This window comes from Azospirillum sp. TSO35-2 (assembly GCF_003116095.1).
In the GTDB taxonomy this organism is placed as follows: domain Bacteria; phylum Pseudomonadota; class Alphaproteobacteria; order Azospirillales; family Azospirillaceae; genus Azospirillum.
The window spans coordinates 2,106,268-2,122,058 of the sequence record NZ_LGRA01000021.1 but is presented as its reverse complement, the minus strand read 5'-3'; the positions used below and the strand labels follow the sequence as shown (position 1 = coordinate 2,122,058).

The window sequence follows — 15,791 nt, the reverse complement described above, 5'->3', positions numbered from 1 at the left end:
CCTGCGCTTCGCCATCCGCGAGGGTGGCCGCACCGTCGGCGCCGGCGTGGTTGCCAAGATCATCGAGTGATGCTATAAGCCTGCCTCCCTCGCCGGACGAAAGCCCGGCGAGGGCGGTTCTTCAAGGCAGGTCAGTACGGTAGCGTTTCCGGAACAAAGCCTTGACACCCGGGTATGAAGGATGCTTTAAGCGGCGTCCCGCTACGAAGGGTGCGGCCCGGACGGCGATAGGAGTGTAGCTCAATTGGTAGAGCACCGGTCTCCAAAACCGGGGGTTGGGGGTTCGATCCCCTCCACTCCTGCCATCCCGTCTTGATAATGAATTGGGTAGAAGCGGCGCCCTTACAGTCGCTCCGGAGCTCGCACGGTTCGCACGATGGCTAAAGTCAATCCCGCAGAATTCGCGCGCGAGGTCCGCCGCGAGGTTGCCAGGGTCACCTGGCCGACCCGCAAGGAAACCGGCATCACGACCGCCATGGTCTTCGTCATGGTCGTGCTGGCCGCCCTGTTCTTCCTCGTCGTCGATCAGGTGCTGGCGGTTGCCGTTCGCTTGATCCTTGGGCTGGGAGGCTGAGACATGGCAGCGCGCTGGTACGTCGTTCACGTCTATTCCGGTTTCGAGAAGAAGGTCGCCCAGGCCATCCGCGAAAAGGCGGCTCAGAAGGGTCTGGAAGACAAGTTCGAGGAAATCCTGGTCCCGACCGAAGAAGTGGTCGAAGTGCGCCGGGGTTCCAAGATCAACACGGAACGCAAGTTCTTCCCCGGCTACGTCCTGGTCAAGATGGACCTGACCGACGAATCCTGGTCGCTGGTGAAGAACACGCCGAAGGTCACGGACTTCCTGGGCGGTGGCGGCAAGCCGCAGCCGATTTCCCAGCGTGAGGCCGAACGGATCATCCATCAGGTGCAGGAAGGCTTTGAGCGCCCCAAGCCCTCGATCACTTTCGAAGTGGGCGAGCAGGTGCGTGTGAGCGACGGCCCCTTCACCTCGTTCAACGGCGTCGTCGAGGAAGTCGACGAAGAGAAGTCCCGCCTCAAGGTGGCGGTGTCGATCTTCGGACGCTCCACGCCGGTGGAGCTGGAATACACGCAGGTCGAAAAGGTCTGAGTGTCAGGTTCCAAAGTGCTTTGAGTCGGAGCTGCCGGTGCTTGCATCGGTGGCTCCATTCTGTTGCGGGAGGCTCGCCATGGCCGAACCGCAAAACCCCGCGACGCTACGCCTTGGCGTGACGCGTCGTCCCAGGAGGTTGTGAGATGGCGAAGAAAATCGTCGGTTACATCAAGCTGCAGGTTCCGGCCGGCAAGGCCAACCCGTCGCCGCCCATCGGCCCGGCGCTCGGTCAGCGCGGCCTGAACATCATGGAGTTCTGCAAGGCGTTCAACGCCAAGACGGCGGACCTGGAAGTCGGCATGCCGATTCCCGTGGTCATCACCGCCTACGGCGACCGCACCTTCACCTTCGTGACCAAGACCCCGCCGGTCAGCTACTTCCTCAAGAAGGCGTCGGGCAAGGACAAGGGTTCGACGACCCCCGGCAAGGGCGGCTTCGTCGGCCAGGTCACGACCTCGCAGATCCGCGAGATCGCCCAGAAGAAGATGGTCGACCTGAACGCGCACGACGTCGAAGCGGCGGCGAGCATGATCACCGGCTCCGCCCGCTCGATGGGCCTCGAAGTGGTGGAGGGCTGACCCGATGGCCAAGCTGGGCAAGCGTCTGACCGACGCCTACAAGAACGTCAACCGTGATTCCTTCTACAAGCTGGAAGACGCCGTCTCCATGCTGAAGGGCGCCTCGAAGACCAAGTTCGACGAGACGATCGAAATCGCGATGAACCTCGGCATCGATCCGCGCCACGCCGACCAGATGGTCCGCGGCGTCGTGAACCTGCCGAACGGCACCGGCAAGACCGTCCGCGTCGCGGTGTTCGCCCGTGGCGCCAAGGTCGATGAGGCTCTGGCCGCTGGCGCCGACGTGGTCGGCGGCGACGACCTCGCCGAGCAGATCCTGGCCGGCAACATCAACTTCGACCGCTGCATCGCCTCGCCCGACATGATGGGCGTGGTCGGCAAGCTGGGTAAGGTTCTCGGCCCGCGCGGCCTGATGCCGAACCCGAAGCTGGGCACGGTCACCCCCGACGTCGCCGGCGCCGTCAAGGCCGCCAAGGCCGGCGCGGTGGAGTTCCGTGCGGAGAAGACCGGTATCGTGCACGCCGGCGTGGGCAAGGCCAGCTTCTCGGAAGAGGCCCTGGTCCAGAACATCCGCGCCTTCGTCGACGCCATCACCCGTGCCAAGCCGACCGGCGCCAAGGGCCAGTACCTGCTGAAGGTCTCGCTCTCGTCGACGATGGGCCCGGGCGTCAAGCTCGACCTCGCCACCGTGTCGGCTGCGGCCGGCGCCGCGGCGTAAGCGACCGCCTTTCGCCGCCGGCGCCCTCGGGTGCCGACGGTGACCGGGTGGATGATCCAAGGGGGCTCGCCCCGGCGGAACGCCCACCCACCCCTGTCCGAGACCGCAGGTGTCCGCCCCTTCCCCGGAAGGTGAGGGCTTAAAATTCACCGGCGCAGACAGGAGTTGAACCCGTTGACCATTCCGGTCCCCGTTGCGGCGGGGCCGCCGGATCAGGAACGGCTTGAACTTCTGGGACAGGTTCGCCGGACCTCCGGCCCGCAAGGGCAGGGGGTTCATGTAAACCTCTGTGCAAGGAGGCGATCCGTGGATCGTACACAAAAAGAAGCGACGATCGCGGCTCTGCAATCGAAGCTCCAGGACACGGGCCTGGTGGTGGTCACCCACCATCTGGGCCTGACGGTGAAGGAAGTCACCGACCTGCGTGCGAAGGTTCGGGCTGCTGGCGCCGGCTTCAAAGTGACGAAGAACCGGCTCGCCCGTCGCGCCCTTCAGGGCACGCAGTTCGAAGGTCTGGACGGTCTCTTCAAGGGACCGACGGCGATCGCCTTCTCGAAGGATCCCGTTGCGGCCGCCAAGGTGGTGGCCGACTACGCGAAGACCAACGAGAAGCTCAAGATCGTCGGCGCCAGCCTCGGCACCCAGATTCTGGACGCGGAGGGGGTCAAGGCCCTCGCCTCGCTCCCGTCGCTGGACGAACTGCGTGGCCGCCTTGTGGGCATGATCCAGACCCCGGCGACCCGTATCGCTGGTGTTCTCCAGGCTCCGGGCGGCCAGGTCGCCCGCGTGCTTGCTGCCTACGCAAAGAAGGACGACGAGGCGGCCTAAGCTGGCCCTCAAGGCCAGCCCGACTCACTCGTTTTTTCCATCCCCAGAACTCAAGTCGTTTGGAGTAGTAACATGGCTGATCTGCAGAAGCTCGTCGACGATCTGTCGGCCCTGACCGTCCTGGAAGCCGCCGAGTTGTCGAAGCTCCTCGAAGAGAAGTGGGGCGTCTCCGCCGCCGCTCCGGTGGCCGTCGCCGCCGCCGGCCCGGCCGCTGCCGCTGCCGCTCCCGCCGAAGAGCAGACCGAATTCACGGTGATCCTCGCCGACGCCGGCGACAAGAAGATCAACGTGATTAAGGAAGTCCGCGCCATCACCGGCCTGGGCCTGAAGGAAGCCAAGGACCTGGTCGAGGGTGCGCCGAAGCCGGTCAAGGAAGGCGCCACGAAGGACGAGGCCGCCAAGATCAAGAAGCAGCTTGAAGAGGCGGGCGCCAAGGTCGATATTAAGTAAGACCTTGTTGCGTTACGGATCATACAGTTCCACGCCGGACGGCGGCCGGTCCCCCAGGGGGCCTGCCGCCGCACGGCGTTTTCTGCCTTCCGCCGGACCGGGCTCGCCCGGCCCGGTTCTTTCCGTCCCCATCAAGGGGAGGGCCCGCGCGGGCGCCCACGGGACCGGTCGACAGCGTCGCCCGATTTCGGTGGTCGGTTGAACGGTCGGTAAATCGCGCATCACGTACAGACGTTTGGGGACATCCATGGCCAAATCCTTTACGGGTCGTAAACGTGTTCGGAAGAGCTTCGGGCGCATCCCGGAAGTCACCCAGATGCCGAACCTCATCGAGGTGCAGCGGAGCTCGTACGACCACTTCCTGCAAATGGACGTCGCCCCGGAAAAGCGGGCGAACCTAGGCCTGCAGGAAGTCTTCAAGTCGGTGTTCCCGATCAAGGACTTCTCCGACCGCGCTGTGCTCGACTTCGTGAAGTACGAGCTTGAGCAGCCGAAGTACGACGTCGAGGAATGCCAGCAGCGCGGGATGACCTTCGCCGCGCCGCTGAAGGTGACCCTGCGCCTGTCCGTGTTCGACGTCGAGGAAGACACCGGTCTCCGCTCGATCCGCGACATCAAGGAGCAGGACGTCTACATGGGCGACATGCCCCTGATGACGGCCAACGGCACCTTCGTCATCAACGGCACCGAACGCGTCATCGTGTCGCAGATGCACCGCTCGCCGGGCGTCTTCTTCGACCATGACAAGGGCAAGACCCACGCGTCGGGCAAATATCTGTTCGCCGCCCGCGTGATCCCGTACCGCGGCTCCTGGCTCGACTTCGAGTTCGACGCCAAGGATCTCGTCTACGTCCGCATCGACCGCCGCCGCAAGCTGCCGGCCACCACGCTGCTGTTCGCCCTGGACGGCGCGGAGACCGAGGCGCTGCGCGCCGAGCGCAAGGCCAACCGCAAGGACCTGCTGCCCTACGAGGCGCAGGGCATGGCCAAGGAAGAGATCCTCAACTACTTCTACGACACCATCACCTACACCCGCTCCGCCGGTGGTTGGAAGACCCCGTTCAGCGCCGAGCGGATGAAGGGCGTCAAGCTGATCTCGGACCTCGTGGACGCCGCCACCGGCGCCGTGGTCGCCGAGGCCGGCACCAAGATGACCCCGCGCGTCATCAAGAAGCTGGTCGAGGCCGGCCTGACCGAGCAGCAGGTTTCCACCGAGGAGCTGACCGGCCGCTACCTGGCCGTCGACATCATCAACGAGCGCACCGGCGAGGTGCTGTTCGAAGCGGGTGACGAACTGTCGGCGAGCGATCTCGACAAGCTGGAGAAGACCGGCGTCGACGAGCTGCCGGTGCTGGCGATCGACCATCTGAACGTCGGCGCCTACATCCGCAACACGATGAACGCGGACCGCAACGCCAGCCGCGAAGACGCGCTGATCGACATCTACCGCGTCATGCGCCCGGGCGAGCCGCCGACCCTGGAGTCGGCCGAGGCGCTGTTCTCGGGCCTGTTCTTCGACAGCGAGCGCTACGACCTGTCGGCCGTCGGCCGCGTCAAGATGAACGCGCGCCTGAACTTCCAGACCGACGACCAGATGCGTGTGCTCCGCAAGGAGGACATCCTGGAGATCCTGAAGGTTCTGGTGAACCTGAAGGACGGCCGCGGCGAGATCGACGACATCGACCATCTCGGCAACCGTCGCGTCCGCTCGGTCGGCGAGCTGATGGAGAACCAGTACCGCGTCGGCCTGCTGCGCATGGAACGTGCGATCCGCGAGCGCATGAGCTCGGTCGAGATCGACACGGTGATGCCGCACGACCTGATCAACGCGAAGCCGGCGGCCGCCGCCGTGCGCGAGTTCTTCGGTTCGTCGCAGCTGTCGCAGTTCATGGACCAGACCAACCCGCTGTCCGAGATCACGCACAAGCGTCGCCTCTCGGCGCTGGGCCCGGGCGGTCTGACCCGCGAGCGCGCCGGCTTCGAGGTGCGCGACGTGCACCCGACCCACTACGGCCGCATCTGCCCGATTGAGACGCCGGAAGGCCCGAACATCGGCCTGATCAACTCGCTGGCGACCTACGCCCGCGTGAACCAGTACGGCTTCATCGAGAGCCCCTACCGCAAGGTCATCGACAGCAAGGTCACCGACGAGGTGGTCTATCTGTCGGCGATGGAGGAGGGCCGCTACGTCGTCGCCCAGGCGAACGCCGAGCTGAACCCGGACAACAGCTTCGCCAACGACCTCGTGTCGTGCCGTCAGGGCGGCGAATACCTGATGTTCCGGCCGGAAGCCATCGACCTGATCGACGTGTCGCCGAAGCAGCTGGTGTCCGTCGCCGCGGCGCTGATCCCGTTCCTGGAGAACGACGACGCCAACCGCGCGCTGATGGGCTCGAACATGCAGCGTCAGGCGGTGCCGCTGGTCAAGGCGGACGCGCCGCTGGTCGGCACCGGCATGGAGGCGACCGTCGCCCGCGACAGCGGCGTGACCATCGTCGCCAAGCGCTCGGGCATCGTCGACCAGGTCGACGCCACCCGCATCGTCGTGCGCGCCACCGACAGCTCGGACAGCACGGCGCCGGGCGTCGACATCTACAACCTGCTGAAGTTCCAGCGTTCCAACCAGAACACCTGCATCACCCAGCGTCCGCTGGTGAAGGTCGGTGACCGGGTGAACGCCGGCGACATCGTGGCCGACGGTCCGTCGACCGATCTCGGCGAGCTGGCGCTCGGCCGGAACGTGCTCGTCGCGTTCATGCCGTGGAACGGCTACAACTTCGAGGACTCGATCCTCATCAACGAACGCATCGTCAAGGACGACGTCTTCACCTCGATTCACATCGAAGAATTCGAGGTCATGGCCCGCGACACCAAGCTCGGCCAGGAAGAAATCACCCGCGACATTCCGAACGTCGGTGAGGAAGCGCTCAAGAACCTCGACGAGGCCGGCATCGTCTACATCGGCGCCGAAGTCCGTCCGGGCGACATCCTGGTCGGCAAGGTGACGCCGAAGGGCGAAAGCCCGATGACGCCGGAAGAGAAGCTGCTGCGCGCCATCTTCGGCGAAAAGGCCTCGGACGTCCGCGACACCTCGCTGCGCCTGCCGCCGGGTGTCGTCGGCACCATCGTCGAGGTCCGCGTGTTCAGCCGCCGCGGCGTCGACAAGGACGAGCGCGCGCTCGCCATCGAACGCGCCGAGATCGAGAAGCTGGCCAAGGACCGCGACGACGAGCGCGGCATCCTGGAGCGCAGCTTCTACACCCGCCTGAAGGAAGTGCTGCTCGGCCAGACCGCGCAGTCGGGTCCGAAGGGCATGAAGGGCGGCACTGTCCTGACCGACGAGGTCCTGGGCGGCCTGTCCAAGGGCCTGTGGCGCCAGATCGCCATCGCCGACGAGTCGGTGATGGAGAATGTCGAGAACCTGGCCAAGGTGTTCGACGACTCGATCAAGGCCCTGCAGGACCGCTTCGAGAACAAGGTCGACAAGCTGCAGCGCGGTGACGAGCTGCCGCCGGGCGTCATGAAGATGGTCAAGGTCTTCGTCGCGGTGAAGCGCAAGCTGCAGCCGGGCGACAAGATGGCCGGCCGTCACGGCAACAAGGGCGTGGTCTCCCGCATCATCCCGCAGGAGGACATGCCCTACCTGGAGGACGGCACCCCGGTCGATCTGGTGCTGAACCCGCTGGGCGTGCCGTCGCGCATGAACGTCGGTCAGATCCTGGAAACCCACCTCGGTTGGGCGGCCTCGGGTCTTGGCAAGCAGATCGGCCGTGCGGTCGACCAGTATCGTCTGGCGATCCGCCAGAAGGCGGAAGGCGCTCCCCAGCTGGAGGCCCTGCGCGGCACGCTGAAGACGGCGTACGGCGAGGTGACCTACAACGAGGACATCGCCGACATGACCGACGGCGAGCTGCTGGAGCTGGGCGGCAACCTGCGCAAGGGCGTGCCCTTCGCGACGCCGGTCTTCGACGGCGCCCGCGAGGAGGACATCTGCGTCCATCTGGAACGCGCCGGTTTCGACCGCTCGGGCCAGTCGACGCTGGTCGACGGCCGCACCGGCGAGACGTTCGATCGCAAGGTCACCGTCGGCTACATCTACATGCTGAAGCTGCACCACCTCGTGGACGACAAGATCCACGCGCGGTCGATCGGCCCCTACTCGCTGGTCACGCAGCAGCCGCTGGGCGGCAAGGCCCAGTTCGGCGGCCAGCGCTTCGGTGAGATGGAGGTGTGGGCGCTCGAAGCCTACGGCGCCGCCTACACGCTGCAGGAAATGCTGACGGTGAAGTCGGACGACGTGTCCGGCCGCACCAAGGTCTACGAGGCCATCGTCCGCGGCGACGACAACTTCGAGGCCGGCATTCCCGAATCGTTCAACGTGCTGGTCAAGGAGCTGCGCTCCCTCGGCCTGAACGTCGAGCTGAATCAGCGGGACTATTGAGCCGGTCTGACGTGACCCAGGCCCCGGAGCGGCGCGTGCGCGCCGTTCCGGGGCATTGCACTGCTTTTAACCGACAACGCGGCGATGCCAGCGGGAGACGGTCATGAATGAGTTGATGAACATTTTCGGCCAAGTTCAGGGGCCGCAGAGCTTCGATCAGATCCGCATCCAGATCGCGAGCCCCGAGCGGATCCGGTCCTGGTCCTACGGTGAGATCAAGAAGCCGGAAACCATCAACTACCGCACCTTCAAGCCGGAGCGCGATGGCCTGTTCTGCGCCCGCATCTTCGGCCCGATCAAGGACTACGAGTGCTTGTGCGGCAAGTACAAGCGCATGAAGTATCGCGGCATCATCTGCGAGAAGTGCGGCGTCGAGGTCACGCTGTCGAAGGTCCGGCGCGAGCGCATGGGCCACATCGAGCTGGCGTCCCCCGTCGCGCACATCTGGTTCCTGAAGTCGCTGCCGAGCCGCATCGGCCTGCTGCTCGACATGACGCTGAAGGATCTGGAGCGCATCCTCTATTTCGAAAACTACGTCGTCATCGAGCCGGGCCTCACCCCGCTGAAGCTGCATTCGCTGCTCGGCGAGGAGGAGTTCCTGAACGCCCAGGACGAGTATGGCGAGGACGCCTTCACCGCCGCCATCGGGGCGGAGGCGCTGCGCATCATGCTGTCGGCGCTCGACCTCGATGAGGAAAAGAAGCGCTGCCGCGAGGACCTGCGCGACACCAACTCCGAAGCCAAGCGCAAGAAGCTGGTCAAGCGCCTGAAGCTGATCGACGCCTTCCTGGCTTCGCAGTCGCGGCCGGAGTGGATGATCCTGGAAGTGATTCCGGTGATCCCGCCCGAGCTGCGTCCGCTGGTGCCGCTCGACGGCGGCCGCTTCGCCACCTCGGACCTGAACGACCTGTACCGCCGCGTCATCAACCGCAACAACCGCCTGAAGCGGCTGATCGAGCTGAAGGCGCCGGACATCATCGTCCGCAACGAGAAGCGCATGCTGCAGGAGGCCGTCGACGCGCTGTTCGACAACGGCCGCCGCGGCCGCGTCATCACCGGCGCCAACAAGCGTCCGCTGAAGTCGCTGTCGGACATGCTGAAGGGCAAGCAGGGCCGCTTCCGTCAGAACCTGCTCGGCAAGCGCGTCGACTATTCCGGCCGTTCGGTCATCGTCGTCGGTCCGGAGCTGAAGCTGCACCAGTGCGGCCTGCCGAAGAAGATGGCGCTGGAGCTGTTCAAGCCGTTCATCTACGCCAAGCTGGAGCTGTACGGCCTCGCCTCGACCATCAAGGCGGCCAAGCGGATGGTGGAAAAGGAACGTCCCGAGGTGTGGGACATCCTGGAAGAGGTCATCCGTGAGCATCCGGTGATGCTGAACCGCGCGCCGACGCTGCACCGTCTCGGCATCCAGGCGTTCGAGCCGACGCTGATCGAAGGCAAGGCGATCCAGCTCCACCCGCTGGTCTGCACCGCCTTCAACGCCGACTTCGACGGCGACCAGATGGCCGTGCACGTCCCGCTGTCGCTGGAAGCGCAGTTGGAAGCGCGCGTCTTGATGATGTCGACGAACAACATCCTGTCGCCCGCCAACGGCAAGCCGATCATCGTGCCGTCCCAGGACATCGTGCTGGGCATCTACTACATCTCGATGGACCGCCCGAGCGAGAAGGGCGAGGGCATGGTGTTCGCCAACGTCTCGGAAATCGAGCAGGCGCTGAACGCCAAGGTCCTGTCGATCCATGCCAAGATCAAGGCCCGCTACGTCGGCGTCGACGACGAGGGCAACGAGCTGATCTCCATCGTCGAGACGACGCCGGGCCGCATGCTGCTGTCGGAGCTGCTGCCGCGTCATCCGAAGGTGCCGTTCTCGCTGATCAACCGCGTGTTGACCAAGAAGGACGTCGGCAACGTCATCGACGCCGTCTACCGCCATTGCGGTCAGAAGGAGACGGTGATCTTCGCCGATCGCCTGATGAAGCTCGGCTTCGGCCACGCCTGCCGCGCCGGCATCTCCTTCGGCAAGGACGACATGGTCATCCCCGCCGCCAAGGAAAAGCTGGTCAACGAGTCGAAGGAGCGGGTGAAGGAGTTCGAGCAGCAGTATCTCGACGGCCTGATCACCCAGGGCGAGAAGTACAACAAGGTCGTCGACGTCTGGTCGGAGTGCACCGAGAAGGTCGCCTCCGAGATGATGAAGGCGATCTCGACCACCGAAGCCGGCAAGCCGGTCAACTCGGTGTACATGATGGCCCACTCCGGCGCCCGTGGTTCCGCCGCGCAGATCCGCCAGTTGGCCGGCATGCGCGGCCTGATGGCCAAGCCGTCGGGCGAGATCATCGAGACGCCGATCATCTCGAACTTCAAGGAAGGCCTGACCGTGCTGGAGTACTTCAACTCCACCCACGGCGCCCGCAAGGGTCTGGCCGACACCGCCTTGAAGACGGCGAACTCCGGTTACCTCACCCGTCGTCTGGTCGACGTGGCGCAGGACGCCATCATCGTCGAGCATGATTGCGGCACCGAGCGCGGCATCACCGTCAAGGCGGTGATCGACGGTGGCGAGGTCATCTCCCCGCTGGGCGACCGCATCCTCGGCCGCACCGTGGTCGGTGACGTGATCGATCCGCTGAACGGCGAGATGCTGGTCGAGGACGGCGGCCTGATCGACGAGCCGACCGTCGACCGCATCGAGCGGTCGGGCATCGACTCGGTCAAGATCCGCTCGGTCCTGACCTGCGAGACCAAGGACGGCGTGTGCGCCAAGTGCTACGGCCGTGACTTGGCCCGCGGCACGCTGGTGAACACCGGCGAGGCGGTCGGCGTCATCGCGGCGCAGTCGATCGGCGAGCCCGGCACCCAGCTGACGATGCGCACGTTCCACATCGGCGGCGCGGCGCAGCGTGGTGCCGAGCAGAGCCAGATCGAGGCGGCGTTCGACGGCGTGGTGCGGATCAACAACCGCAACATCGTCATGAACTCGTCGGGCATTCCGGTCGTCATGGGCCGCAGCACCGAAGTGATCCTGCTCGACGAGCAGGGCCGCGAGCGGGCGCGTCACCGTGTGCCGTACGGTGCCAAGCTGCTGGCGGACGAGGGTGTGAAGGTCGAGCGCGGCGCCAAGCTGGCCGAGTGGGACCCCTACACCCTGCCGATCATCACCGAGCGCGCCGGTACCGCCCGCTACATCGACCTCGTGGAAGGCATCTCCATGCGCGAGGTGATGGACGAGGCGACGGGCATCAGCTCCAAGGTGGTGGTCGACTGGCGCCAGCAGCCGCGCGGCGCCGATCTGAAGCCGCGCATCGCCCTGGTCGATGAGCGGGGCGAGCTGATCACCTTGCCGAACGGCCTGGAAGCCCGCTACTTCATGTCGGTGGACGCCATCCTCTCGGTCGAGAACGGCGCCGAGGTCCGGGCCGGTGACGTGCTGGCCCGTATCCCGCGCGAGTCGTCCAAGACCCGCGACATCACGGGCGGTCTGCCGCGCGTGGCCGAGCTGTTCGAGGCGCGCCGTCCGAAGGACTTCGCGATCATCTCGGAGATGAGCGGCCGCGTCGAGTTCGGCAAGGACTACAAGACCAAGCGCCGCATCGTCGTGCGGAACGAGGAGACGGGTGACGAGAAGGAATATCTGATCCCGAAGGGCAAGCACATCTCGGTGCAGGAAGGCGACTACGTCGAGCGCGGCGACCTGCTGATGGACGGCAACCCGGTGCCGCACGACATCCTGGCGGTGATGGGTGTGGAGGCCTTGGCCGACTACCTGATCAACGAAATCCAGGACGTCTATCGACTGCAGGGCGTGAAGATCAACGACAAGCACATCGAGGTGATCGTTCGCCAGATGCTGCAGAAGGTCGAGATCACCGACGCCGGCGAGACCACCTTCCTGGTGGGCGAGCAGGTCGACCGTCAGGAGTTCGACGAGGAGAACGAGAAGACCGTCGGCGAGGGCCTGCAGCCCGCGTCGGGTCATCCGGTGCTCCAGGGCATCACCAAGGCCAGCCTGCAGACGCGGTCTTTCATCTCGGCCGCGTCGTTCCAGGAAACCACCCGCGTCCTCACGGAAGCGGCCGTCGGCGGCAAGGTCGACAACCTGGAAGGCCTGAAGGAGAACGTGATCGTCGGTCGCCTGATCCCGGCCGGCACCGGCTCCGTGGTGAACCGCCTGAAGCTGATCGCCGCCGAGCGTGACCGCGAAGCGGCCCTGGAAGCCGGCGCTCCGGAGGAAACTCCGGCGCTGCCGACCCCGGGCGAGGAAAGCTCCGCGGCCTGACCGCCGCGGCGTCGAGCGGGTAGGGAAGGGGGCGCGTTCCGCAGGGAACGCGCCCTTTTTCATGGATCCGCGACGGCACCGTCCGGTCGATACCGCCGGCGTGAACGGGCAGGGCGCACCCACCGTCATGACGCCAACACCGTCCTTGACTCTCCACCACCCATTCCCTAAAGTCCGCGAACTTCAAAGGGACCCTTGGGCCGTCGTGTGTCTGCGTCGAGCATCGGGTGTCCGGTTGAATCCATCGATCTCGCCGGTTGGAGCGATCTGACCGGCTTTCGCTCATTCGGCCCGCACGGAACCGAAACGTTCCGCAGGCGGGCTTTTGCATCGTCCGGCTCCGCCGGCCGAGTGATCTTGAAGGGATGAAGGGCAGATATGCCGACGATCAACCAGTTGATCCGTAAGCCGCGCGAGCCGTTGGCCGCGCGCAACAAGGTTCCCGCGATGGAGGCCTGCCCGCAGAAGCGTGGCGTCTGCACTCGCGTCTACACCACCACCCCGAAGAAGCCGAACTCGGCGCTCCGTAAGGTCGCCCGCGTTCGCCTGACCAACGGCTTCGAGGTGACGAGCTACATCCCTGGTGAGGGTCACAACCTCCAGGAACACTCGGTGGTCATGATCCGCGGCGGCCGTGTGAAGGATCTTCCCGGCGTGCGCTATCACATCATTCGCGGCACGCTGGATACCCAGGGCGTCAAGGATCGTAAGCAGCGTCGTTCGAAGTACGGCGCGAAGCGTCCGAAGTAAGGAGAACTCACGATGTCCCGTCGTCATCGCGCCGAGAAGCGTGAAGTCCTGCCGGACGCCAAGTACGGCGACCGCGTTCTGACCAAGTTCATGAACTGCCTGATGCTGGACGGCAAGAAGTCGGCCGCCGAAGGCATCGTCTACGGCGCGCTCGGCCGCATCGAGGTCAAGACCAAGAACGACCCCGTTCAGGTCTTCCACGACGCGCTCGCCAACGTCAAGCCGCACCTGGAAGTGCGTTCCCGCCGCGTCGGCGGTGCGACCTACCAGGTTCCGGTCGAGGTCCGTTCGGACCGCGCCCAGGCTCTGGCGATCCGCTGGCTGATCAGCGCCGCCCGCGCCCGCTCGGAAAACACCATGACCGAGCGTCTGTCCGGCGAGCTGCTCGACGCGGCCAGCCAGCGCGGCACCGCGGTCAAGAAGCGCGAAGATACGCACCGCATGGCGGAAGCCAACAAGGCGTTCTCGCACTACCGCTGGTAAGGTTCACGCCTGTCCTGGTGATTTTGCATGCCCCGCTCGCACACCCTCGACCGTTACCGCAACATCGGCATCATGGCTCACATCGATGCCGGCAAGACGACGACGACCGAGCGGATCCTGTTCTATACCGGCAAGTCCTATCGCATGGGCGAGGTCAATGACGGCACCGCCGTCATGGATTGGATGGAGCAGGAGCAAGAGCGGGGCATCACCATCACCTCGGCGGCCACGACCTGTTTCTGGCGCGATCACCGCATCAACATCATCGACACGCCCGGCCACGTGGATTTCACCATCGAGGTCGAGCGGTCGTTGCGCGTTCTGGATGGCGCCGTTGCCATCTTCGACGCGGTTGCGGGGGTCGAGCCCCAGACCGAGACCGTGTGGCGGCAGGCCGACAAGTACGGCGTGCCGCGCATGGCCTTCGTCAACAAGATGGACCGCGTCGGAGCCGACTTTCCGGCCTGCGTCGCGATGATGGCCGACCGCCTGGGCGTGCGCCCGCTGGTCGTGCAGCTGCCGATCGGCGTTGAATCCACCTTCAGCGGCGTCGTCGATCTGGTCGCCATGCGCGCCACGGTCTGGAAGGCCGAGACGCTCGGCGCCGAATTCGAACACATCGAGATTCCCGAGGATCTGGCCGGACCGGCCGGCGACGCGCGTCAGGCGTTGCTGGAGGCGGTGCTCGACCTCGACGAGGCGGCGATGGCCGCCTATCTGGAACGCGGCGAGGAGCCGACGCCCGACGCGCTGCGGGCCATGATCCGCAAGGCCACGATTTCCGGCGCCGTCGTGCCGGTGCTCTGCGGCTCGGCGTTCCGCAACAAGGGCATCCAGCCGATGCTGGACGCCGTCGTCGACTATCTGCCGGCCCCGGTGGACATCGGCGCCGTCACCGGCCACCCGCTGGGCGGTTCCGGCACGGAGGAGCGTCCGGCCAACGACGATGCGCCCTTCTCGGGTCTCGCCTTCAAGGTGATGAACGACCCCTATGTCGGGTCGCTCACCTTCTGCCGCGTCTATTCCGGCACCGTCAGCGTCGGCGACACGCTGCTGAACCCGGTGAAGGGTGAGCGCGAGAAGATCGGCCGCATGCTGCTGATGCACGCCAACAGCCGCGAGGACATCGAGCGGGCGCACACCGGCGACATCGTCGCCTTTGCCGGGCTGGAGCACAGCGCCACCGGCGACACGTTGTGCGACCCCAACAAGCCGATCGTGCTCGAACGGCTCGACGTGCCGGAGCCGGTGATCGAGATCGTGGTGGAGCCGCGGACCGACGCTGACCACGAGAAGATGGCGGCGGCGCTGAACCGGCTCGGCCATGAGGATCCGTCGATGCGGGTCTCGGTCGACCGTGAGAGCGGCCAGACCGTCATCCGCGGCATGGGCGAACTGCACCTCGACATCATCGTCGACCGCATGAAGCGCGAGTTCCGCGTCGACGCCGCGGTCGGCTCGCCCAAGGTCGCCTACCGCGAGACCGCGGTCCGGCGGGCCGACATCGACCACACCCACGCCCGCCAGACCGGTGATCGCGCCCAGTTCGCGCGGGTCGTCCTGGCGGTCGAGGCGCTGGACCGTGGCGCCGGCTTCGTCTTCGAGAACCGGGCCGCCGCGCTGCCGCGCGAGTTCGTCGCCGGCGTCCAGAAGGGGCTGGAGGCGGCCAAGGACAGCGGCGTTGTCGCCGGCTATCCGGTGGTCGACCTGAAGGTGACCCTGACCGGTGGCGAGTTCCACGACGTCGACTCGTCGCCGCTGGCGTTCGAGCTTGCGGCGCGCGCCGCGTTCCGCGAGGGAATGACAAAAGCCGGCCCGGTGCTGTTGGAACCGCTGATGCGGGTCGAAATCATCACGCCGGACGACTATATGGGCGACGTCATCGGTGACCTGAACGGTCGCCGCGGGCAGATCACCGGCATGGACCAGCGCGGCAACGCGCGGATCGTCACGGGACTGGTTCCCTTGGCGACCATGTTCGGTTATGTGAACTCCCTGCGCTCCATGAGCCAGGGCCGCGCCCAGTACAGCATGCAGTTCGACCATTATGAGCCGGTGCCACAGGCCATCGCGGACGGGGTCCGCGCCAAGGTGGCCTGAAAACCGCTGGAACGATTGAGAAACGGAGAGACCACCCCATGGCTAAGGCAAAGTTC

General features: G+C 65.6%; 11 protein-coding genes and 1 tRNA gene. All 12 read left to right on the top strand.

Going from position 1 to position 15,791, the window contains the following annotated elements; genetic code table 11:
* Positions 1-229 precede the first annotated feature (229 nt).
* Positions 230-305 (top strand) — tRNA-Trp (locus TSO352_RS25685).
* A gap of 71 nt (positions 306-376) precedes the next feature.
* Complete coding sequence (gene secE, locus TSO352_RS25680) at positions 377-574, top strand: preprotein translocase subunit SecE (RefSeq protein ID WP_014246876.1); 198 nt, start codon at positions 377-379, stop codon at positions 572-574.
* Positions 575-577: 3 nt separating this feature from the next.
* Complete coding sequence (nusG, locus tag TSO352_RS25675; RefSeq protein ID WP_109109954.1) at positions 578-1,108, top strand: transcription termination/antitermination protein NusG; 531 nt, start codon at positions 578-580, stop codon at positions 1,106-1,108.
* A gap of 146 nt (positions 1,109-1,254) precedes the next feature.
* Entirely contained in the window at positions 1,255-1,689 is a 435-nt protein-coding gene (gene rplK / locus TSO352_RS25670; protein WP_109109953.1) for a 50S ribosomal protein L11, read from the top strand.
* 4 nt (positions 1,690-1,693) lie between these two features.
* Positions 1,694-2,407: a 50S ribosomal protein L1 gene (gene rplA, locus TSO352_RS25665; RefSeq protein WP_109109952.1), complete on the top strand. Its 714-nt coding sequence runs from the start codon at positions 1,694-1,696 to the stop codon at positions 2,405-2,407.
* 306 nt (positions 2,408-2,713) lie between these two features.
* On the top strand, positions 2,714-3,235 hold the full coding sequence (rplJ, locus tag TSO352_RS25660) for a 50S ribosomal protein L10 (RefSeq protein ID WP_109109951.1): 522 nt from the start codon (positions 2,714-2,716) through the stop codon (positions 3,233-3,235).
* Between the two features lie 72 nt (positions 3,236-3,307).
* A complete protein-coding gene (rplL, locus tag TSO352_RS25655) occupies positions 3,308-3,685 on the top strand; it encodes a 50S ribosomal protein L7/L12 (RefSeq protein WP_014246882.1) in 378 nt (125 codons plus the stop codon).
* Positions 3,686-3,932: 247 nt separating this feature from the next.
* On the top strand, positions 3,933-8,126 hold the full coding sequence (rpoB, locus tag TSO352_RS25650; RefSeq protein ID WP_109109950.1) for a DNA-directed RNA polymerase subunit beta: 4,194 nt from the start codon (positions 3,933-3,935) through the stop codon (positions 8,124-8,126).
* A gap of 103 nt (positions 8,127-8,229) precedes the next feature.
* Positions 8,230-12,402 (top strand): DNA-directed RNA polymerase subunit beta', encoded by a 4,173-nt coding sequence (gene rpoC / locus TSO352_RS25645; RefSeq protein WP_109109949.1) that lies wholly within the window; start codon positions 8,230-8,232, stop codon positions 12,400-12,402.
* A 378-nt stretch (positions 12,403-12,780) separates the two neighbouring features.
* Positions 12,781-13,152, top strand: a complete 372-nt coding sequence (rpsL, locus tag TSO352_RS25640) for a 30S ribosomal protein S12 (RefSeq protein WP_012973201.1) — start codon at positions 12,781-12,783, stop codon at positions 13,150-13,152.
* 12 nt (positions 13,153-13,164) lie between these two features.
* The gene (gene rpsG, locus TSO352_RS25635) at positions 13,165-13,635 is read left to right on the top strand and encodes a 30S ribosomal protein S7 (protein ID WP_012973202.1); all 471 of its coding nucleotides are present in this window, start codon (positions 13,165-13,167) and stop codon (positions 13,633-13,635) included.
* A 27-nt stretch (positions 13,636-13,662) separates the two neighbouring features.
* Positions 13,663-15,735, top strand: coding sequence for an elongation factor G (fusA, locus tag TSO352_RS25630; RefSeq protein ID WP_109109948.1), 2,073 nt, complete (start codon positions 13,663-13,665; stop codon positions 15,733-15,735).
* The last annotated feature ends 56 nt before the right edge of the window (positions 15,736-15,791 follow it).